Origin of the sequence: Enterococcus sp. AZ141 (genome assembly GCF_051714385.1) — a bacterium.
GTDB lineage: Bacteria > Bacillota > Bacilli > Lactobacillales > Enterococcaceae > Enterococcus_D > Enterococcus_D entomosocium.
The window spans coordinates 2,918,385-2,940,381 of sequence record NZ_JBIORT010000001.1; the positions used below are offsets into that span (position 1 = coordinate 2,918,385).

19 protein-coding genes and 1 other RNA gene are annotated in these 21,997 nt (G+C 41.9%); 3 read left to right on the plus strand and 17 right to left on the minus strand.

What is annotated here, in order from left to right:
- Positions 1-28: 28 nt before the first annotated feature.
- A complete protein-coding gene (locus tag IGI89_RS13490) occupies positions 29-1,375 on the minus strand; it encodes a DEAD/DEAH box helicase (RefSeq protein ID WP_005236016.1) in 1,347 nt (448 codons plus the stop codon).
- 58 nt (positions 1,376-1,433) lie between these two features.
- On the minus strand, positions 1,434-2,597 hold the full coding sequence (locus IGI89_RS13495) for a VanZ family protein (protein ID WP_008379845.1): 1,164 nt from the start codon (positions 2,595-2,597) through the stop codon (positions 1,434-1,436).
- 93 nt (positions 2,598-2,690) lie between these two features.
- Between IGI89_RS13495 and IGI89_RS13500 the strand changes: the two genes are divergently transcribed.
- Positions 2,691-3,017 (plus strand): hypothetical protein, encoded by a 327-nt coding sequence (locus IGI89_RS13500; RefSeq protein ID WP_005236019.1) that lies wholly within the window; start codon positions 2,691-2,693, stop codon positions 3,015-3,017.
- A gap of 158 nt (positions 3,018-3,175) precedes the next feature.
- On the opposite strand, the gene IGI89_RS13505 is transcribed toward IGI89_RS13500, so the two are convergent.
- From IGI89_RS13505 to IGI89_RS13540, 8 genes are all read right to left on the minus strand, one after another.
- Positions 3,176-3,409: a hypothetical protein gene (locus tag IGI89_RS13505; RefSeq protein WP_005236021.1), complete on the minus strand. Its 234-nt coding sequence runs from the start codon at positions 3,407-3,409 to the stop codon at positions 3,176-3,178.
- On the minus strand, positions 3,406-3,786 hold the full coding sequence (locus IGI89_RS13510) for a hypothetical protein (protein WP_005236023.1): 381 nt from the start codon (positions 3,784-3,786) through the stop codon (positions 3,406-3,408). The genes IGI89_RS13505 and IGI89_RS13510 overlap by 4 nt, the downstream gene beginning before the upstream one ends.
- Before the next feature lie 83 nt (positions 3,787-3,869).
- Positions 3,870-4,529, minus strand: a complete 660-nt coding sequence (locus IGI89_RS13515; RefSeq protein ID WP_008379840.1) for an HD domain-containing protein — start codon at positions 4,527-4,529, stop codon at positions 3,870-3,872.
- A gap of 147 nt (positions 4,530-4,676) precedes the next feature.
- Positions 4,677-6,191, minus strand: a complete 1,515-nt coding sequence (locus IGI89_RS13520; protein ID WP_005236028.1) for a carboxypeptidase M32 — start codon at positions 6,189-6,191, stop codon at positions 4,677-4,679.
- The gene (locus tag IGI89_RS13525; protein WP_005236030.1) at positions 6,188-7,351 is read right to left on the minus strand and encodes a THUMP domain-containing class I SAM-dependent RNA methyltransferase; all 1,164 of its coding nucleotides are present in this window, start codon (positions 7,349-7,351) and stop codon (positions 6,188-6,190) included. The genes IGI89_RS13520 and IGI89_RS13525 overlap by 4 nt, the downstream gene beginning before the upstream one ends.
- Before the next feature lie 66 nt (positions 7,352-7,417).
- An RNA gene (gene rnpB / locus IGI89_RS13530) (RNase P RNA component class B) lies at positions 7,418-7,783 on the minus strand.
- A 19-nt stretch (positions 7,784-7,802) separates the two neighbouring features.
- Positions 7,803-8,213, minus strand: coding sequence for a cell division regulator GpsB (gene gpsB, locus IGI89_RS13535; protein ID WP_005226142.1), 411 nt, complete (start codon positions 8,211-8,213; stop codon positions 7,803-7,805).
- Between the two features lie 71 nt (positions 8,214-8,284).
- The gene (locus tag IGI89_RS13540) at positions 8,285-8,830 is read right to left on the minus strand and encodes a DUF1273 domain-containing protein (protein WP_008379834.1); all 546 of its coding nucleotides are present in this window, start codon (positions 8,828-8,830) and stop codon (positions 8,285-8,287) included.
- A 70-nt stretch (positions 8,831-8,900) separates the two neighbouring features.
- Here IGI89_RS13540 and recU point away from each other — a divergent pair, with 70 nt between their 5' ends.
- Both recU and IGI89_RS13550 read left to right on the plus strand, forming a co-directional pair.
- The gene (recU, locus tag IGI89_RS13545) at positions 8,901-9,539 is read left to right on the plus strand and encodes a Holliday junction resolvase RecU (RefSeq protein ID WP_008379833.1); all 639 of its coding nucleotides are present in this window, start codon (positions 8,901-8,903) and stop codon (positions 9,537-9,539) included.
- Positions 9,529-11,850 carry a PBP1A family penicillin-binding protein gene (locus IGI89_RS13550; protein ID WP_438735738.1) on the plus strand — a complete coding sequence of 774 codons (2,322 nt, stop codon included), beginning with the start codon at positions 9,529-9,531 and terminating at the stop codon, positions 11,848-11,850. The genes recU and IGI89_RS13550 overlap by 11 nt, the downstream gene beginning before the upstream one ends.
- A gap of 75 nt (positions 11,851-11,925) precedes the next feature.
- On the opposite strand, the gene IGI89_RS13555 is transcribed toward IGI89_RS13550, so the two are convergent.
- The 7 genes from IGI89_RS13555 to IGI89_RS13585 all read right to left on the minus strand — a co-directional run bounded on the left by IGI89_RS13555 (position 11,926) and on the right by IGI89_RS13585 (position 21,955).
- Complete coding sequence (locus IGI89_RS13555) at positions 11,926-13,125, minus strand: hypothetical protein (protein WP_420658132.1); 1,200 nt, start codon at positions 13,123-13,125, stop codon at positions 11,926-11,928.
- Entirely contained in the window at positions 13,125-13,976 is an 852-nt protein-coding gene (locus IGI89_RS13560) for a hypothetical protein (RefSeq protein ID WP_429961233.1), read from the minus strand. The genes IGI89_RS13555 and IGI89_RS13560 overlap by 1 nt, the downstream gene beginning before the upstream one ends.
- Before the next feature lie 121 nt (positions 13,977-14,097).
- A complete protein-coding gene (gene lepB, locus IGI89_RS13565; protein WP_015509748.1) occupies positions 14,098-14,577 on the minus strand; it encodes a signal peptidase I in 480 nt (159 codons plus the stop codon).
- A gap of 18 nt (positions 14,578-14,595) precedes the next feature.
- The gene (locus tag IGI89_RS13570; protein WP_438735739.1) at positions 14,596-16,647 is read right to left on the minus strand and encodes a glucosaminidase domain-containing protein; all 2,052 of its coding nucleotides are present in this window, start codon (positions 16,645-16,647) and stop codon (positions 14,596-14,598) included.
- A 299-nt stretch (positions 16,648-16,946) separates the two neighbouring features.
- Positions 16,947-20,000, minus strand: a complete 3,054-nt coding sequence (locus IGI89_RS13575) for a pectate lyase-like adhesive domain-containing protein (protein ID WP_438735740.1) — start codon at positions 19,998-20,000, stop codon at positions 16,947-16,949.
- Between the two features lies 1 nt (position 20,001).
- On the minus strand, positions 20,002-21,129 hold the full coding sequence (locus IGI89_RS13580) for a DUF916 and DUF3324 domain-containing protein (RefSeq protein WP_438735741.1): 1,128 nt from the start codon (positions 21,127-21,129) through the stop codon (positions 20,002-20,004).
- 13 nt (positions 21,130-21,142) lie between these two features.
- The gene (locus IGI89_RS13585) at positions 21,143-21,955 is read right to left on the minus strand and encodes a WxL domain-containing protein (protein ID WP_061054154.1); all 813 of its coding nucleotides are present in this window, start codon (positions 21,953-21,955) and stop codon (positions 21,143-21,145) included.
- Positions 21,956-21,997 lie beyond the last annotated feature (42 nt).

The window sequence follows — 21,997 nt, forward strand, 5'->3', positions numbered from 1 at the left end:
TCTTCCTTGACTGCTGTTTTGGTAAGCATTAGCTATTCGAATTTTTCTTGTTTTTGCGGGCGGTTCGAGTCGTTTGACGACGTTCGATCTTCCGTTTTTCTTTGTTCTTCTTATCAACGGCCCATTGAATTTTTTTCTTGTAGCCAGGCTTGATTTTTTTCTTCTTTTTCTTGACTAAGCCAATCAAGGTTGGGTCTAATTCGTCACGAGATTTTTCCCGCTTTTGCCGACGATTCCGATCGTAAGTCGCAACGATCTCGCCATTTTTGATTTCCTTCGGTTGGAAAACAACCCCTAGATCTTCGATGGCTTGGATTGCCCCTTCATCGCTTGGATCATATAAAGTGATCGCGGTCCCATCCATTTGATTTCGACCGGTCCGACCAACACGGTGGATAAAGAAATCCAAATCAGCTGGAATCTCGGCATTGATGACATGAGAAACCCCTTCAATATCAATTCCTCGCGCAGCTAAATCTGTTGCGACAACATATTGGTAGTCCAAATTTTGCACTTGGCGCATGATCCGTTTTCTTTCACGAGGACTGATGTCGCCGTGGATCTTCGCTACTTTTAAGCCTTGTTCCTTTAAGTAATCCGTAATTTCATCCACACGGCTCTTCGTGTTGGCAAAAACGATGGCAAGATAGGGATGGCCTGTAGTCAATAATTGATAGATCAATTTATTGGTATTTTTCCCTTTGGTAGAAATCAACCAATTCTCGATCGTATCAGAGATGACTGCTTTCGATTTGATTTCTTCGATCAATGGATTGGCCATGTATTTTTTCAAGAATGGGCGCAATTTCTCTGGAATCGTTGCGGAGAAAACCAGCATTTGTAGTTTCTCAGGCAAACGCCCCGCAATTTGATCGACTTCTTCCAAAAAGCCCATATCCAAGGTCATGTCTGCTTCATCCACGACAAATACATTGGCAGTGTGAACCCCTAAGGCTTGTTCGTTGATCATATCCAAGATACGACCAGGTGTCCCAATCACGACATGGGGCTGTTGATTTTGCAGACGGCTCAATTGGCGCTGTTTATCCGTTCCTCCAACAAAATTTGACACACGAATCTCCGGATCATGAAACCCGCCGATCTGTTTTGCGGCTTGATAAATTTGTGTGGCTAATTCACGACTCGGTGCAGTAATCACGACTTGCACTTCATCTTTTTCGGCATCAATTTTATCCATCAATGGCAGTAAAAATGTATGGGTCTTACCACTCCCAGTCTGAGATTGTCCAACAACACTACGGCCTTTTTGGATAACAGGTATCAATTTTTCTTGCACTTCTGTTGGATTAGAGAACTTTTTATCAGCAAGTGCTTCATAAATAAATGGTTGAAATTTAAATGACTCAAAAGACATTCAAACACCTTCTTTCTTTTAGCATCCTTTGGATTATAGCATATGTTGCCTTGATTTCCTAACTTTCTTTTGTCACGGGTTTTGGATCAATCGTGCTAATTGTATACGTTGCACTGCGGCGTTCATAGAAAAAGCGGCTTTCTTTTTTTATTGCAGCCCAAAAGAGATTCATGTAAAAGCCAAACTGGATCAAGCCAAAAATGACCACCATCAATAAACTGACGACCAGAAGCAGCGTATTATCCGAATCAAGAAACGGTGCAAAAAAGATGTTGACCCGACTGATGCTGGCATAAATCAGATAAAACAAACCATAACGTTTCAATAACGCAGCCAAGCTGACCCTCTGACGGGCTTCTTGCATGATTTTGATTCGTACGAGTTTTTTTCCAATCGTTTGTCCTTTGGCAAGATAAGCAAACAACACAAAGTACAGTAATACTTCAAGAGCAAAGTACCAATAGTCCCCACTAAAGTCTCGTACCGTCTGTTGAGTAAGCAAACGAACAGCGATCACCACAATGAAACTGACCACATTCAGTATTCCCCAATCGATCAACCAAGCAAATATCCTTCGGGTTACGGTTACCCGAGTACCTTTGGCGTATGAATCGGCATCCATCTCTTCTCTTGATGGCAATAAGAACGTAAATAGCGGGGCAATGCTCCACCCCAACAATCCTCCTAGTGTATTGACAAAGAGATCATTAACATCAAATAAGCGATAAGGACGGGGATAAATAAAATAAAGTCCTGTCAGCTGAGTCAATTCAAAAAACAACGTCAGACAAAACGTAATCGCCAGCGTTTTCAGAAAAGAACACTTGAAGTAATAACGTAAGTAAACGCCGAAAGGCAAGGTCAACAATAAATTAAAGAGTGGTTCGAGAAAGACCCCCTGCTTCATGGCAGGAAGATAGGTTTGCGGGTCGTGGATATTTAAGACCGTCTGTTGGACAAAATGGTGCCAGGATGCTCCTAGCTGCAATTCCATCTTAGGACCAGTCATATGAGCTACCTCTTCAATCGAGGGCAATGGCAGAATAACTAAAAAATAGGCGCATAATAAATAGAAGACAAACGAATAAAGAACCAGTGCACGAGAAAAGATAAAACGACCGTATTTTCGATATTGGATAACAAAAAAAATCATTGATATCGCCAATGCTAGAAATGGAAAAACCAGCAGAGCAACCTTTATTGGGGTAATATAAGCGGACATAAAGAACTCCTTCACGTTTTCTTTTTATCTTACACGCTATTTCCCAAAACGTAAATTTTGGAGTATCATAAAAGAAAAGGAGGTTAAAAAACCATGTTAAATCCCTATTTTGCCTTTGGCGTACCGGCATTCCTTTTGGTTTTATATGTAGCTTTTGCTCTTTTTCGCCGGTCTTCCGATATACCCTACTTAGGATTTGCCCTATTCATCATTGCTGGTTTTCTGACTGGATTTAGTTTACAAGTCATTCAACAAGCCATCAATGAAGTGGAGAAAACTTCTCTTGAACACGTGCAAGAAACCCACCTTTACTCGCCCTACTTATTAGCGATTCCATTGATTGTGGGCATTCTTTTACTTATTCTCAACTTGATTCGCGGCTATCTAAAAGTCAAAAACGTTCGTCTGCGGACAAAATAAAAGCAACCTACCTAGAAATACGAAATGATCCTGTTCCTCTTAATGGGAAATGAGATCGCTTCGTATTTTTTTTGGTAAGCTGCCTAGATTGCTAAATCCCTTCAAAAGATCCAACCACCACTCCCGTAGTAAAACAGTTTATCAACCACAAAAAGCGTTTATTCGTCGGCTAGTTCTTCATCCAGGTCTGTCTCTGACGTATCAGCAAAAGATTCTTTTACATCATCATTGACTTGTTCCAATAAATATTGCCAGTCACTATTCGACACAACCACCACATCGATATTCTTTTCTTCATCGATCAGCTCGAGATTCGAAACATCCTCTCCTAACTGCTGGAATAGGTCAATCAATGTTTTGTCTTGGAGTGTTACGTATTCAGTCCGTTTCATTCTTCTTCCCCCCATGAATCAAAAAATTCATAAAACAAGATATCGAAACTAGTAAGATCGGTCATCTTTTGTAAAGTAGATAGATCTAAACGAATAAACGCTTTTTCCACTAATAAATAATGGTTTTCTTCCAACGCTTCTTCGATAAATGGTAAAATCTCTTCCTCGTCCCCTAATGTCTCACTAGAGATTTGTTCGATTTGATCAAACAAGCGATCATCTTGCAACAAAAAGAATTGATCGTCGTAAAGATAGACTGCGATTTGATATTGCCGGATGGGTAGCTCAGCCCGAATGACAAAAAAGCATTCCCCTGAATTGGAAATCGCTGGCAATAGTTCACTCGGTTGTAATGCCTGTTGGTAGTACATTTCCATCCCTCCTTTGTACTTACTATTATAAAGAACAATAAAGGAAAAAGGAAATAATCGAATTGCAGTTTAAAAAACTCTAAACAAAGTTAGACATCCCATTCTGCATAGAATTCTTCTAAAAAATCCTTCATGAAAGCCACGCGTCGCTGAGCTTCTTTTTTGCCATAATCCGTGTTCATCTTTTCAGGGAGCAAAAATAGTTTCTCATAAAAATGATTGATCACCGTCGTCCCTTTTCGGTAATCCTCATGATTTTGAAACGTCTTTGGGGCTAAGTCACTGACATGGATCGGGTGTTGATGACTGCCACCAAAATAGCTCGTCCGTAAAATACCGATCGCACCTAAAGCATCGAGACGATCTGCATCACGAACGACGCGGCCTTCTACTGAGACAACTTGTGCGCCTTGCAAAAGTTCTTTTGAAAAAGACAGATTTTCGATAATAGAAAAAATTTCTTTCGTTTGTGCTTCACTTGCCCCTGCTGCAGTCAAACAAACTCGCACTTCGGCATAAGCCGCTGTGACATCCGCAACAACTTTGTCATCCACCGTATCATGCAAGTAAGCTGCTGCCTGTACGACAAAACGATCAACCGCCAATTCGTCGGCATCGATGATAGCTTGACTTAAGCCCGCCACCCGTTTGACATGATCAAACCCATGTCCTGTGTAATCATTCCCCAAAATACTTTCGGCATAGGCAATTACTTTGCTAAGATCGGTAACATTGTTTTCTTCCTTCATCTTTCTCCTTCTTTCGATACGAAAGCAGCAAGCCTTCCTTTTTTCAGTGGTTATCGATACAAAAGGAAAAGAAGTTCAACAAAACGAGCACCCCACGAAACAGTTAGGGCGGCAACGTCTTGCGAAGCTTCTTTTCACTCGTTTCTTTTAAGCGAAATCTTGCGTCTCGCTGATTTTATAGACACTAAAATAGATCTTACGTAAATAGTCTAATAGATATTGAGGATTCAATAATTCATCCGTTGCATCTAAAATCAATTCATTTGGTTTCTTTGATGCCCCGTATTGATGGATATTTTCAGTCAGCCATTTACGAATCGGTGAATAATCATCTGAAGCCAACACTTCATCGACATTGATTTCTTTTTCCATCGCATGCAGTAATTGCGCGGCATACATATACCCTAACGCATAGGATGGGAAGTAACCAAAGCTGGAACCTGACCAATGAACATCTTGTAAGATTCCTTCAAGGTCATTCTCTGGACGAATCCCTAAATATTCCTCGTATTTGTCATTCCAGATTTTCGGCAGTTCATCGATCGATACTGTTTCGTTAAAGATCATTTTTTCGATCTCGTAACGAATAATGATATGGATTACGTAAGTCAAACTGTCAGCTTCAATACGGATCAAGCTGGCTTTAGAATGCTTCAAAGAATCATAGAAGGTGTCAAAAGACACATCATCAAACGAGCCTTCCGCACATTCTTGGAAAAATGGGTATTGCTTGGCCCAGAAATTGCGATTACTGCCGATAATGATTTCATTAAAAAGCGATTGAGATTCGTGGATCCCCATAGACGCTCCTTCATGAACCGGTGTTCCTTCGTATTTTTCGTCAATATTTTGCTCGTACATTCCATGTCCGGCTTCATGAATTACACCGAATAGTCCCATTGAAAAATCGTTTTCGCTCCAACGAGTAGTCAAACGCACATCGTTGTGATTGATCCCCGTAGCAAATGGGTGGACCGTATTATCCAAGCGGCCGCGAGAAAAGTCATAGCCTAAGTCGGCAATCACTTTTGAGATAAATTTACGTTGCTGCGCTTCGGTCATCTTACGTGACAGGATCGAAGTATCTGGTGCTGTTCCTTTTTCAGCCAATTGACGACGAATATCCATGATACCGTCTCTCACTTGTGAGAAAACATTATCCAAGATCTCAACCGTCATATTTGGTTCGTATTGGTTTAACAACACATCATAGTTTGTCAGCTCATTCTTCTTCCAATAAGGAATCAATTCTTTCGTCAAGCGAATATTTTCAGAAAGTGCGTCTTTAAATAAAGAAAAATCTTTTTCTTTACGGGCTTTGAGCCAAGCAGTATGTGCTTTTGACGTTGCTGCGGAAGCCGCCATCGCCAACTCATTTGGTACATCTTTTTGCAATTCATACTCTTCTTTGACTAGCTGATAAGCCGCTTTCCCAACTTCTGATAATTCTTCTGGGTGTTTCCCAAAATAGCTGATTGCTTCTTGGATCGGCTCTCCAATTTTTTTGTCAAAATAGAGGCCATATAAATAGCTGTCAACTTCCGCCCGGTAATCACTGGCTTTTTCTGGCATCCCCGTTTGATTGTCCCAGCCTAAGATCCCCATTGCTTGTTGTAATAGATCGATTTCTTTTAATTCTTTCAGAAATTCTTGTTCTTTCATTCAGCAAACTCCTTTTTGCGTGGCGGACGTTGTCCCCAGTATTGGAAGAGATCGGTACGAATCGCACCGTTGTATAATTTGCGTTTTTTTGTCGCTTTTTCGCCGTAATGGGTCTCAAAAGTCAAGTCACTGGTCAAAAAGTACTTGCTCCAGGTTTTAAGCGGTCGAAACACTTGGCCCATTTCTTGATACAGTCGCTGAACAGACTCTTCTTCTCCTAAGCGTTCGCCATAAGGAGGGTTAGCCACAACGACACCATACTCTTTTTCTGTTTTAAAGTCTTTAACAGCTTGTTGTTTGAAGGTGATCGAGTCTCCTAGACCGATTTCTTCCGCATTCCGGCGGGCGATCTCAATCATTCGACCATTGATATCCGAACCGGTAATATCTAATTCGACATCATAATCTGCTGCTTCATCTGCTTCTTTCCGTACTTTTTCAAATACTTCTGCTGGGAACCAATCCCACGTTTCGCAAACAAATTCCCGATTAAATCCAGGGGCGATATTATGGCCGATCAAAGCTGCTTCAATACACAATGTGCCTGATCCACAAACGGGATCGACAAAAGGCTTGTCTTTGTACCAATTTGTCAGCATCACTAAAGCCGCAGCCATGTTTTCTTTCAGAGGTGCGCCCCCTTTTTCTAAACGATAGCCGCGTTTAAACAAACTAGGGCCAGTCGTATCCAATGTGATCATCGCATGGTCTTTCAATAAAGCGACTTCTAATTGGAAAAAAGCGCCAGTTTCAGTCAGCGGCACACTTGCCGGACGATGATATACTTCTCTTAAGCGATTGACGATTGCTTTTTTGGTAATCGCTTGGCAGTCAGGTACACTATACAATTTTGATTTGATTGATTTTCCGGCTACTGGAAATTCAGCGTCTAACGGTAAAAAGTCTTCCCACGGTAACGCTTTAACTTCTTCAAACAGCTGATCGAAAGTCAATACGTCAAATTCCCCAACGACGATTTTGATACGGTCGGCTGTACGGAGCCACAAGTTCGCGGTAGCAATGGTCTCCATTGTCCCTTTAAAGCGCGCTCGGCCGTTTTCAACCTCACACTCGATCCCTAAATCCCGTAATTCTTTGCCCACTAGTGCTTCTAAACCGCTCGCAGCGGTGGCAATACAATTAAATGTTTTTTCAGTCATAACGCTCTCCTTCTTGGTATAAAAAAACCTTCCGTTGCTGGAAGGATTCCCTGATAGGTTGTGATTTTCTATAAGCCATGTTTTGTCCGTATTTTCCTCAGGGAGAAGAAAACACTGGGTAATTATCTATCTGCAATTACTTGCCTTCTTGCTCCGTTCATTTCCGTGCAAAAAGTGCCCCTACCATTGTTTGGGTTGCTCGCTCGAGGGGTTTACCGCGTTCCACCAAGACGGTTTCCCGGCTTGCTTCGTCACTGTGGCACTTTCAAGGATACTTTGGCATAGCTTGCACCTTAGCCATTTTTCCTGCCGTTACTTTCTTAAGTACCCTAGCTTATGGTTTCGCTAGGCACGAACACTACAAGCGTCTCAGCTTGTGCGAGCATGGACTTTCCTCAGCATAATCGAGTTATGCCGCAATTACCCGAAAATCACAACTATCTTTTCTACATTAGAATTGACGGGTTTTTTCGTTGTCGTCTTCAAAATCAGCATTTGTATAGTTGCTGTTGTATGAAGAAGAACGAGTGACAGGTTCTGATTCACGATCAAGCTTTTTGCCAAACACTTCTTTTTCAAGATTAGACAAACGTTTTAAAATATCAAAATTTGTGACTGTTTGGCTTTTCGGTGCTTCTTGTTGAACACGAGAAGCGATTGCTTGGTTTTTCGACAATTGATCGATTTTCGCTGTCAGACGATCGTTTTCTTCTTGCAGGGCTAAGATCTCTTTATTGTAGCTTTCGTAGTCTTTAATGATATTATCTAAAAACTCGTCCACTTCCACTGGATCATATCCACGCATTTTTGTTTTGAATTCTTGTTGCAGAATATCTTTTGGACTATAAATTAAATTTGCCATTATTTACACCTCATTGTTTATTCCAAATGGTTTTCACTTTCTAAACCATTCTATCAAAAAATATACGAAAATCAAAGTAAATTACTATCAAATGTTGCGTTTTGTAAATCATCCATTGTTATTTGATGAATAAAGTAGGGATTTTGCTCACTATAGGCTTTCGCATCTCTTAAGAAATAATTAGGTTTTCCTGGAAATTCGTCATCATATAACACAAGTGCACCTTCAGTATGCTCCAGTAAAAACGCTGTGTGATTTCTTAATTGACTGGGGTCTTGGTAAGGCTTATGGCTGGTGGCATTGACATAATCGGCAAATGACTTCGCTGTTTGCAGTGCCTGCTGATTCGTTTCGTTCCAATTTTCACCAAACCCTTCAAAAGGAAAAATAATTCCTAGTTTCAGTTCCGGGTATGTTTGTTTTAATTGTTCAATGGCTTCGGCACACCACAGCTCTGCTCCAAGATTCCCGCTGATCAAGAGCCATTCTAGCCCTTCTTCGACATAATTGGTCAATGCCGACATTATTACTTTCTTAATAACTGCAATCTTGGGATCTTTTGCTTGAAAGACACCTAATTCATAATTACGATAGCCAGTAAAGTATAAGGTTTTCATTGTTTCTCTGGTCATCTCTTTTCTTTCCAAACGACTTTTTGGTATAATGTTGCCTAGGAGTGTGAACAACATGGTTATTCGTTACCCGAATGGACAATCTACTACCTATGATGACGGCAAAAAACAAAAAATGCAAGAAAAACTAATAAAGCCAAAAACGTATGCCAATCGTGGGATGCGTTTTGAAGAAGCGATCAATGAAAGCAACCTTTATTATTTAAATCGCAAACTTGCGGTCATTCATAAGAAACCGACACCAGTTCAAATCGTCAAGGTAGATTATCCGAGAAGAAGCGCCGCAGTAATTAAAGAAGCCTACTTTCGAGAGGCCTCTACCACCGATTACAATGGGGTTTATCAAGGGCAATATATCGACTTTGAAGCGAAAGAGACTCAAAACAAAACGTCATTTCCCTTTAAAAATTTTCATCCACACCAAATCAAGCATATGGAAGACTGTTTGGAACAAGCGGGATTATGTTTTGTTCTTTTATGGTTTTCTAGTCTACAACGCTGCTTTTTTCTAGATAGCAAGTGCTTAGTTTCTCAGTGGCACCTGCAAAAGGAAACTGGAAAAAAATCAATGACGTTGGCCTATATCGAAACCAATGGGATCGAAATCATCCCCACTATTGCGCCGCGTATTCCCTATTTAAAAGCAGTTGATCAATTTTTAACGATGAAGGAGAATGATGAGTATGGCAAATGAATCACAATCGAGGACCTCTCGGCATGATTCTAAGAAAGGCACTGCTAAAAAAGCACCAAAGCCCCCTAAAGCCAAAGGCAAACGAAGTATTGGGAGTATTCTTTTAAAAGTGTTTATGGGCCTATTTTTCTTAGGCTGTATCGGGATTTTATCAGGAATGGGGCTGTTTTGGTGGTACGCCAAAGATGCACCAGCACTTGATGAAACACGTTTGGATTCGACTGTTTCTTCGCGCTTTTATGCCTCCAACGGTGAATTGATCACTGAATTCGGAAGTGAAACGAGAGAAAAAATCACCGCAAGTGAGATTCCCCAACTGCTGGAAGATGCGATCGTCTCTGTCGAAGATCGTCGGTTCTATCAGCATATCGGTGTCGATCCGATCCGAATCGTTGGTTCTGCATTATCCAATGCCACAACCGGCGGTATGCAAGGCGGAAGTACGTTGACTCAGCAATTGATCAAGCTGTCCTTCTTTTCTACCAGCGCCGAAGATCAAACGTTACGAAGAAAAGCACAAGAAGCTTGGATGGCGGTACGGCTTGAACAAACCAAATCAAAGCAGGAAATTTTGACTTACTATATTAATAAGGTATATATGTCCAACGGGGTTTACGGAATGCAAACAGCTGCTATGAAGTTTTACGGCAAACCTTTGGCTGAACTAGACCTAGCGCAAACCGCTTTGATTGCTGGTTTACCAAATGCCCCTTCTGCGTTTGATCCTTTCGCTCATCCTGATAATGCGAAAAGTCGTCGAGATGTGGTTTTAGGCGCAATGCTTGAAAACGAGAAAATCACGCAAGCGGAATATGATTCGGCCGTTGCCGAAGATATTCAAGAAGGATTGCAAGAAAACCCGCGAGAAAACCAAGAGTGGAAGTACTTTGATAATTACTTCAACGAAGTGATCGCAGAAGTCAAAGAAAAAACCGGCAAAGATGTTTATACCGATGGCTTAGATATTTACACCAATGTCGATATCGATGCGCAGAAACGGTTATATGACATCGTCAACAGCGATGATTATGTTAATTATCCAGACGACAAGATGCAAGTTGCCGCTACTTTAGTTGATGTCAATACGGGCAAAGTCACGGCTCAAATTGGTGCCCGCAACGTTGATGACGTTCTCGCAAACAACCTGGCTGTCAACGTCGCTCGGGACTTTGGATCGACCGTTAAACCGATCACAGACTACGGCCCTGCCTTCCAATTTCTACAAGACTCTACCGGTAGAATGATTTTAGATGAACCTTATACTTATAAAGGAACCGATATTCCTGTGTACAACTGGGATCGCCAATATATGGGCAATATCACGCTTCGAACTGCTTTAGCAGAATCCAGAAATGTACCAGCAGTGAAATTGTTTGATGAAGTTGGCGCGGATAATATCGCCGACTTTCTTAGCGGGTTGGGTATCGAATACCACACGATTACTCAATCTAATGCGATTTCTAGCAATACGGATAAATTAGATGGCACAAAATATGGGATCTCCAGCCTGAAAATGGCCGCTGCTTATGCTGCGTTTTCAAATGGTGGCACCTATTATGAACCTCAGTACGTCAACAAAATCGTCATGCAAGATGGGACCGAAGATGAAGAATCCTTTAAAGTTGATGGTCAAGAAGCAATGGATGATACGACGGCTTATATGGTGACCGATATTCTGAAAGATGTTATTTCTGTCGGTACTGGGACCAATGCGCAAATCGATGGGTTATACCAAGCAGGGAAAACGGGAACTTCCAATTACACCGATGACCAGCTAGCACAACTGGATACATCAAACGGTGCTTATCCGGATATAACTTTTGCCGGCTATACTCCCTCCTACTCATTGGCGGTATGGACCGGATACAACGACAAAATGACACCAATCACTGATAGTAGTACCCATGTGGCTTCAGATGTCTATCGTGAATTGATGCGCTATGTTTCTGCTTCTGTAGAAAACACGGACTGGACAATGCCTGACGGATTGACACGGATCGGGAGAGAGCTTTATCTTGAAGGGACATACACGCAGCCAAGCTATTCAGCACCAAGTTCTTCCAGCAGTAGTTCGTACGTTGAACCGACGACACCTTCTACAGAAAGTAGTGAAGCAACACCATCAAGTACAACAGAATCATCAAGCGAAGTGACACCCCCAGTGACAACACCTGATGAGGATGATTCATCTTCGGTCGTTACACCTCCTGCTTCTAGTCAGGATCCTGGCTCAACAACGCCTTCCAGCAGTGAAGAAAATCCTTCTTCACCGCCGGATCCACCAGAACCAAATGATGGTAACTCCGAATAACTGAGAATAGTGAAAAACAGTAGATCAGATTTTGATCTACTGTTTTTTTAATAACGACCATATAAATGTAGAAGCTTACTTTTCAAGCTCTTCAAAAAGCAATTTTTTATCTGAAAGCTGATAAACTTGATTATGCAGATCGTCAAACAAATGAATCACATTTTCTTTCGTCTCGTTCACTTCAAAAAGAATCTCCTTGGCACGATCATGAATGCCATCGATTCGCATTTCTGTCGTACGGATCATTCGTTCAGATTCGATCTTCGCTTCTTGAATCGTGCGATTTGCTTTTCTTCTAGCAAAGACTAAAACCTCACTGATTTCTGTTTGGAACTGCTCGTTTTCGATTTGTAGGGTTGCATTTTCTTCCCTTAGTGCTTCGATCTTCGCCTGAAGCTCTGCGACTTCTTCATTTGATTCGCTAGCTGAAACTTTTGCTGCAAGCTCTTCTTTTTCTGCCAATTGCTGTTTCAAATCAGCAATTACTTCTTGCAACTGCTGGATTTCTTGCCGCTTCAACGTCCATTCAGCGCGTTCCTTTTCGTAATTTTGTTTCTCTTTTTGCTCTTTTTCTTGCTGAACAGCTAACTTAGCTTCTAATTGCTGGATCTTTGCTTCAAGTTTTTCTGTATCTACTTTTGTAAGCTGTTCTTCTAGGTCTTTGACTTTCTTATTCGCTTCTACTAGCGAAGCTTTTAATTCTTTTGCCTCTGCTTCTTGTTGAGCCACTACCTTCTGCTGTTTTTTTAACTGTTTTTTTTCTTCCTGTAGTTGCTCATTTTCTAAAATCAATTCTTTAATTTCAAAAGATAAATTTTCAATCATATGATCCTTTTCTTGTTCTTCTGACTCTTGCTTATGTGTCTGGTTTATACTCAATTCTTTCTCCATACGTTCTCCTTTGTCTTCAACGAGTTGACTATCTTTGGCGTGGTTATCACGGTTCCCAGAGGATTTTTGCTGCACTGCTATCTTTTTGACACTTTGATCTGTCTGTTGATCAACAGACACTCTTTGGTGAGAAATCGGTTTTGCTAAAGTCTGTGCGACAGGTTTCGCTGTTTCTTTCTGGGTTTTAGGGGGTTCATTGTCCGCTTGTCGATTGGTTCCTTTCTCTTTTTTTTCAGGCGTAGCCTTTGCGGACCCTTGATCCTCAATGATTCCCTCTTCTTGATTTGTCTCCTCAAATTCATTCAGCTCTCCTATGGATAATTGATTTACTTCATCCATTAGCTTTTGGACAGAAAATAAACCTTTGTTTTTCTTTTTCATCATTAATTTTTCACACTGCCTTTTTGTTCATTTGTATTGATCGTTTCACTTTGATCCGTTTGAGGAGTAGAGGATATGCTTTCGCTCCCCTCGTTATTAGCTACTTCTTGAGCGTCAGTGTTTGGAAAGCTGCGTTCTAAAAGGGTCCAAACTCCATTCTCATCACGAATGATCGTCTGCTCAAAGGACTGATCAGAATCCTTGGAAAATTGAACAGAGAAGGTTCCTTGGGTGATCAAGGGAACGTTCTGCATATCATGTAGTAGACTAGAAAAATTTTCTTCCCATCCGTTTAAGTCATCAATTGATGGTAATTTGCTAGATAGAACAATCGAGATTTCTTGCAAGGGCTGATCAACAAAAATCATCGCTACGGTGCGACCTAGATATGGTGATAACTGATAGGCCAACTCATATTCAGCTGCAAACTGTGCTTCACGATCATTGGATACGAGTAAATGCTCCCAATCAATCGCTTCAAAAGCAAAGCCGTTCTCAGGATAAGCAAAAATCGGCATACGCATCCATTCCGTTTGCTCAGTTCTTAGCGCGAAGACTTCCTCTTTCAATTGACTAGTTTCTTCTTGCAGCCTTTGCAAATGAATGCCGCCTGTCAGCTGAAAAACTGTTAGTAGCAAGACACTTACGATTATGGCACTACTGCAGCCCAATACAATTAGCAGGTGCCCACTGCGCAGGTTGTGCTTAAATAAACGCAGTTTCCTTTTGGCTAAAGCATCTGACGACAGCTGCTTTTCAACTTTTCTTAATAAATATTCTCGATACAATCGCCAACCGATGATACTACCTGCTCCAATGGCAAGCAGTATCATCCCAATATAGATAAAAATCACAGTCTCTTCCTTCCATCAAAACTAAAATTCGTTTTATTCATCCCTTTTGATACAAACTTAGTCTCGTTGATATGTTGCAAGAAATGAATCATCGCAAACTTCCTTTCAAGAAGCTGATGTGTCAGAAGAACGTGGTCACCACACCATAAAAGGTTTTACTTGAAATGATTCCAAATTCTCTACTATCACTTGAAGTGAGCAGTGCATCGCCAACGACAAAGTACTCATCTTCTTTGAGGTACCCCCGAATCGGCAACGCCTCAACGGCTTCATCCTTCACAGTGATCATAAATGAAAAATCAAAGTCAGTATCCTCCGCCCCAATCAACAAACGCTCCTGTGTACGAACGAAGGAATCCCCCGGCACACCAATCACTCTCTTGATCAAAAATTTCCCTTCCTGTTCGAAAGCGATCAGCTGATAGCGATTTGGCTGGCGCTTTTTATGGATCAGCACAACTTGTCGATCCTCGATCGTCGGCAGCATGGACGTTCCTCTGACTAACGCCAGTCGATACGGCTGAAGAAACGCAATAAGCAAAAGGACCATCAAAAAGATACCGCTGATAGGAAGACCTATTTGTCTATGCCTTTTACTCATATTGCCAGCCCTCCATCCTTATTTTGGCATAATATATGAAACACTTGATGAGTGCGCCAATTCATTGCTGATCACGCGATAAGAGATTGTGGTTCCACCATAGACATTTCCTTCTGAAACCAAAATACCATTTGGACCAACGGCTTCAACAAAAGCGACATGCCCATAACGAGGATCAGATCCAGCTGTTCCAGGTGCAAAAGAGATCATACTGCCTGCTTTAGGTGTTTGACTGACGTTGTAACCTAAACGTCGTCCGGTATTGCCCCATTGACCACCATTTCCCATGTAGTCATCTACTTGACCGCCTAATTGACTCACGCGATTGAACACATACCAAGTACATTGTCCAACAGGATACGAACCAGAAAGATTGTAGTCACGACCGTTGTATTCTCGAAATGTCATGAGGGAGCGATACTCTTCTGGAATTTGTTCTTTTCCTTGGATAAACAAGCCTGTTTCTGTTGCGATCACTTGGTCATATTGCGTCAATCCATAGACCGCAATCAGTGAATTGATTTTTTTACTATAATTAACATCGGTCGCATAAGTGCCCGTCAAAGCATCTGCTGCCCGAAGATAGTTTTTTGATTCAGAGCGCCACACGTCTTGATAAAAGGTTGGATTTCCAGTGATTCCTCCGCGAATCAATTTGACATAATCAGCCATGGAATCTCGATAACTTGAATAGGAACGAAAGGCGGCTTGAATTTGGAATAGTTCTCCGTTGCCTTTATCTTCCATTGTTGGTAAAGTCACGCTGTTTCCTTGATAACTGCCTTTGATCCCAAAAAGGTTATAATGGGGACTGCTGGAAAGCCCGCTGTCGCCACTGCCGCTTTCAAGGATCGCTTGCGCGATCAATACAGAAGCAAAGACATCGTATTCTTGCCCTAAGCTTTGGGCTTCTTGTGCCAATGTTTCAATAAACGTCTGGGTCTTTTGATTCACTGTAAATTCGTAAGGGGCTGGATATTCAGTAACTAGCTTTTCGCCATATGTAGCCAATTCAGGATTTGATAGCCGTCTGATCGATAGCAGCTCTTCGATAGAAACCCGCTGAACTTCGATGGCAGTTTTCGTTGGCTCTTCTTGATTTGTCACTAAACTTGCTTGGTAACCATCTGCGAGGTAGATACCGATTAACTTATTTGCGTCATATAAAAGATCCCCCGGTTGTAATTGTTCAACCTGCTGTTCTTTTTCTATCCAGCTAGCTTCTCCTTTTATAACCGCTTTGATCCGTTCATTGATCCATTCGTCCATCGTCAATGGTTCTTCTAGTTCACCAATTTGCCCGATGATCTCGTAGACGAATGCCGCTTGCCATTGCGCATCATAATCAGCTAATATCGGCAAGGTGAAATCTAACAGATTCGAATCTGCGATCTTTGCTGCCCGAAAACTCTCTGGTAAATCAATGGTACGTCCATCATAAAAAGAATTTTTCAAGTCAGAAGTAGCATCTGGTGATTGAACGACAGGGTTTATTACTTGCTCAGGTGCAATAATCGGAGGTGTTTTCGGCTCCTCTTTTTTTGCATTTTCAGTATTTTCGTTGCTCTCAGTTGAAATTTCATTTTCTTTTGGTGCCAATGACTCATCAATCAAGTCGGTCTCTTTTGGCTTGTTCTCTGTTTCTATTTCTAGATCGTCCGTTTCAGCATCTTTTTTTTCCTCTTCCTCGGAAGGTTCCTTGGACTCTGATTCCTCTAGTTCGGTCGTTTCCGCTGACTCGGTCGTTTGTGTTGAGTCTGCTTCTTCAGACGAATCAAGAGATTCTACAACGGTATCTGCTGTTTCTGAATCCATAAGCGGTTCATTTGATTCGGAGGATAACTCGGTCGAGTCCTCCGTTTGCTCTTTGCTGACGTCTTCTTGACTTTCTTGGTCTTCTGCTGCCGATGAATCTTGGTCATCAAGTTGCTGTTCGGCATTTGTATTTTCTGAATAGTTATCAGGCTGAGGGCTTTCTTTCGCCAGTAATACGGGAGAAACAAAAAGTTGGCTTGCTAAAATCCCAGCACTGAATAATGTTAAATATGACTTCTTTTTTCTACTCTTCATACAGTTTCCTTTCTCTTGTTTCAGCCGGCATCATTGGTTTTGATCAAAACCTGACGAACTGATTCAAAGTTGCTTGAATAGTTTTTGCACGAGTTTAGGTGAACTCTGTATCTTCGCGATTATTTTTGAAGCAAACGATTGATTTAGCCAGCTTAAGCAGATTTTGCTCAGCAGCGTGATCTACCATAAAAAAGCGTTAAAATCCACTGCTTTTCAACCGATTTATTCACTGTCTTCCTATCAAGAATGGAAGCTGTCATAGGCGTCAACAGCTTCCATTTGATAAGATTGAGCATCGATCATTCGGTAGATGGGACAAAACTTAACTCCCATTCAATCGTTGCTTGATAGGTCATGTTACGCGGATTTGATCCAATGGGTACTTCAAGTTTGACACTATCCCCCATCGTCCCCATATCCCCGTAGCGCTGAATCCAGGTACCGCTTCCTTCATTTGCATCCGCTTCAGCGATCAAAGCGGGTACCCCAGGATCAAGGATCATTGATTCACTATAAGTGGGAGGAATTGCTGAATTGGCGGCATTCGTCAGCATAACTGCATTTTCTAAAATAATTCGTGCACCCCGAAGTTCTTCTCCTCGATCATTACGAAATCCTGCAGCGGATAATGTCGCGTTTAATTCCCAGCCGGTAAATTGAGCGCGCCGGTCAGAAATCTGCACGTAATTTGGCCGTTCCTCAGTTACTGAGCCATCAGCACTGCTAAGACGTTGTGGCAATGCCTTGTACTGTTTGGTATCTGCACTTATTGATACATCTCCAAAGCTATACTGGGAGATGAAATCGATACTGATAAACCCTAAATGTTCTGGTATATCCGGTTTATTTTCTGGATTCACTTCAATATCTGGCGCGATCGGATCTCGTGGATTCATTGTGGCAATCTCTTGAACAACTGTTTCAGCTGTATCAAATTTTCCATTTAAGAAAGCGTAAGCCGTCACCGTATTATGTTTTGTAAACCGATCCCCCTCGGCTAAGGTCAAGCTGAAATCACCATTGGCATCTGCTTGAAGATGAAACAAGCTGTTATCATCAAAAGAGGGTGATTGCAGTTGCGGTGCGGGAATCGCTGGATCTCCGTCAAAACGAATCACACTATATGGTGTGGCTTTTCCCCTAATGATTCTTGAGCCTTCCAGTGCCGGATCTTCCGTTAATGGTTCTAAATGAACCTCGACATCTGGAATATATTCAAATAGAATACGTTGTGCTCTTGTGGTAAAATTCGCGCGAAAATGATCAACGATCTCTTGTGAGATGGAAGAAACATTCGAAATCGATGACAAGGTAGAGGCAAAATTCACTTTTAAATTGAAGATTGGACTCCAACTGAAGTCTGGTTCCTCCGTCAAGTTTCCATGCCGCCATTGCTTCGCAGCTTGAATATCCACATCTAATAGCCCGCCGCTGCCGGAAATCGAAATAAGGCTACTATTTGCTGCATTTCCGGTAACCGCCCTTGTTTTCTCTAAATTGATGCGTTGTGCATCCGCAAAAGTGAAGGTTGAGGCCGAGCTCAAAAATGTCATCAAGGAATGAGAGGGATTGGTTCCGTCCGACTTAATATCCAAGACTCCTTCTTTAGCAACAATAAATGTGGCGGCACCGGCTACATGGATCACTCCGGAGGTGGTGGTCCCTTGATTCACTGCATCAATTTCGACACTGCTTTTATTTCCAATAAGCATCGTGCTTCCAGCACCCATGTAGATAATGTTATAGCCCCATCCATTGAGGCTTGTGGTACGTCCGTCAGCTTTGATTACCACTTTGCTATCCTCAGACATTTCAAAGTGGGCGCCGCTAGCATACATACTGATTGCGGGGGAGTTGGCTCGGGCAGTCAAATGAAGCTCTGATCGATTACCGATATTGATCCGTCCATTCGCAATATAAATATTTGCTCCAAAAGCCTCACCGGCTGTTCCAGCTGCACGCAGAGACATCTTTGCATCATTGCCAATAGTCATACGCCCCGTTGCATAATATAAATAGATATTGCCGGAATTTATTGTCGACATGTCAACTGTTGCGTTATCAAGAATTTCCAATTGTGTTACTTCCATATTCGCTTGGTTGGTTGCATTGATCGTTTGCACACGTCCAGATCTGGAAGTATATGTCGGAGTTTGATGCGATATTACTTCGCCAGACATAATAACAGGTGTCGCTAACGAGTGGATCAACTGATTGCCCGCGTTGGTTAAATTGTGGTAACGCATTCTGGATAGATTTTGTTGCGGAATACTCATATTCGTAAAATTCATGAAGCCATAATAGTTGCCATGAACGATATCGATATTTTGGTACGTGATATCCCACGGCGTTGCACTATTGACGGTACTATCATAAAATCCGACAGCAACAGCTCTAAAGTCGATTTGATACCCATTGCCTTCGATCACAAGCGTTCGCGAAATTCCAGAAGCATTGGTCCAAATATAGGCTACCCCATTCGACGGGTTGGAAGTTGCACTTCCCGCAGCCACTCCGGAAACTCCTTGAGTAGGATTGTTTGATGATTCAAAGTCATTTACGATATTGATATAATTTACTTCTCTATTCACGATTGCCGCCATAAACTCTTGCCAGTTGGAAACATCCCGGTGACTGATTTCGTCTAACGGTGTGACAGGTTCTGTCAATTGGGCAATTGCTTCTGCTTGGTCAGCTTCTGTGTCTTGCTGATTCTCATTTAGGTTCGCGTCATTAGAAGGTTGCGTGGTTCGTTTCCCTTCCTGCGGCGTGTCTGATGGTGAGACCTCTGTCTCGATCGTTTCATTATCTGCATCATCATCCGAGTCCTCTTCCCCGTCATCTTCTGCCTGTACTTCGATCGTTAGTTCCGCTTCACCTATAAAAAGTCGATAATCGCCTATTTTATTAAAGACGATAGGAATCTCGAACTCCATTAGCTCTTCATCAAAGGTAAGCGTCCATTCCTGTTCTTCTTCAGACAGCTTCTTATTCTTCAATTCTGCAGCAAATTCTTCTTCCACGATCGCTGCTTCTTTCGCTACAACTAGCGTAATCTCATTTAAAGGTTGGCTTGATACGACGAAAACGTCGATCGGTTGATCCACGACACCTTCAATCACACTAACTGGAAACTGAAAAAAAGGTTGATGGATGTCAAATTCTTTTGTTTGGATCGGTTGTGTTGCTTTATCAAGCAAGGACATATTCTGCGTTTCGTCCAACGGTTCAATCGTGTGATCGATGGCGTGGATTTCCGGCAATAGGATACTGCTCAGACTTGGAAAAAAAGTTTGCACACTTAGTAATCCAATAATGATCGCAATTATTACCTTGTGCGGGGTATTCTTCATTTCAACTTTTCCCACCTTCCTTTGCATTTTTTTTCTTATGAACAATTAGGATGATCGCAATAATTAGAAGCAAGCTGATTAGACCAGCCGTGGCGATCATCCACCAATTGAGTGACGTATCTACAGTGACATCGAGTTCATTTAAGCGGCGAGCATCTTCTGCCTCTACGCTAAATATCTGTTCCCAAGACCACTCTTCCTCTCCTGACCGCGCAGTAAGATTCAATACATACTCCCCATTACGAAAACGATCGCCATCCAAGGGAATTGGGAAATGCATATGTGAATTAGGAGCCATTTGCATAGATGATTGACTTGTTTCATATAAGATCGTCTCACCATCAACAGAACGAATTTCAGCTGTTACTTCCAATTGATTGACAAATGTTGCTGTATAATTTTGGATAACAGCACTAAATACGTTTCGGTAGTTTACTTGATCCGCAAAAACATCAAGCAGTTCCAATCCCGGATCCGTTGCGGACCGATTGTTGCTTACTACCACACCAATGACATAGGAAAATGCGTTCCGAATGCCTAATCCTTCTTCAGCAGATTGTGTTTGCTCCTCTTCCGAAATAACCTCTTTGATTCGAATGCCACCTGCCAAAACCCCTTTGAATTCCTCTTCTGGCATCGTAATCGGTAAAGAAATGATTCGTTTTTCTAATGGATCGAACAATAAGGTTTCAGGCACCTCTACCAGTTCATCAATTGATGCAGGTAAAGTCGGATCAGGGGATTCTGCATCCCTGCCATATTCCACAACACCATTCACATTCGTAAATGCCGTATGGGCAGAAATTTCTATTTCGATCGCTTGATCAGAACCATTTTCGATCTCTAAAGCCAATTCATCACGTTCTCCTGCCCCAAGATTTAAATCGAAATACCCCAACGCCCCTCCTTCCAGCTGACTTTCCGGTAAGATAGGCGTCACATAAAAGTTTAATTCTGATTCTGTCTGAGCATAGCTCATTCTTGGTGAAAAAAAGAATGATAGTAGGATGACCGCACAGGTAACCGTTTTCATCCATTTCATTCTCATACGTTGTTCAGTCAAAAGTGGTTCTCCTTCCAAAAAAGGCAGGAATAATTTACTATTCCTGCCAGTTGTTTCTTGTTGCAAGCTATGATCCTTCTTACGGATTTACTGTTTCGCCGCCACTATCAACAGAAGCAGTTAGCGTCCATGTCATTTCAGCAGTATAGTTAGTTGCTAGCTGCGTGGTAGAGCCTGGTACAAATAGTTGAATATCATCATTTCTGATAATTTCGCCTTCTTGTTTATTAAGATTTTGTTCTGTCAATTTTTCCTGATCTCCCCAGTAAATCGATGAAGCGCCCGCGCCTTGACCGACCGAAGCACGCATGACAGGAATGTCTTGATCGTTGACATCTAGGATCAACGCATTTTGTTCTTCATTATTGATAACGGCACTTGGCTGTAAGTCTCGATCACCCTCGCCTTTGTTGAACACGATTTCAGGGTTTGCCAACTTGATTTTTGCCCCAGTCAAGACATCTCCTGATTCAGAAGTAAAATCAGTTAGACTAACATTTAATGTCCAACCAGCATGCGTTCCTCGGGTATCTTGCACTTGGGCAAACGATACGTACGGTGTCGTCCCTGATTGATCAGCCAAATTACGCTCATCAGCAACGATTGAATACCAACGATCACTGGTAGAAATAGCATTCTGACCAAAATCGAATGTTTGTGGTGCATAAGCAATGGTAAATGGGCCCGTTTGTCCTGGCGGTGTTGGTTCGATTGTTTCTACTTCTGGGTGCACGACTGGCGGTTGTACCACTGTTAGATCGCTTCCGTCTGAGGTAAACCCTACAACGTTATCGGTAGTCGTTTCTAATGAAGATTGGGCAAAGGCTTGAACGCCTCCTGCTAGTAAAGTGGTGGATAATACAGCGACCGTAGCTAAACGAATCTTTTTCATTTCTAGTTCCTTCTTTCTTTTTTTATTCAGTACAAAACCAAG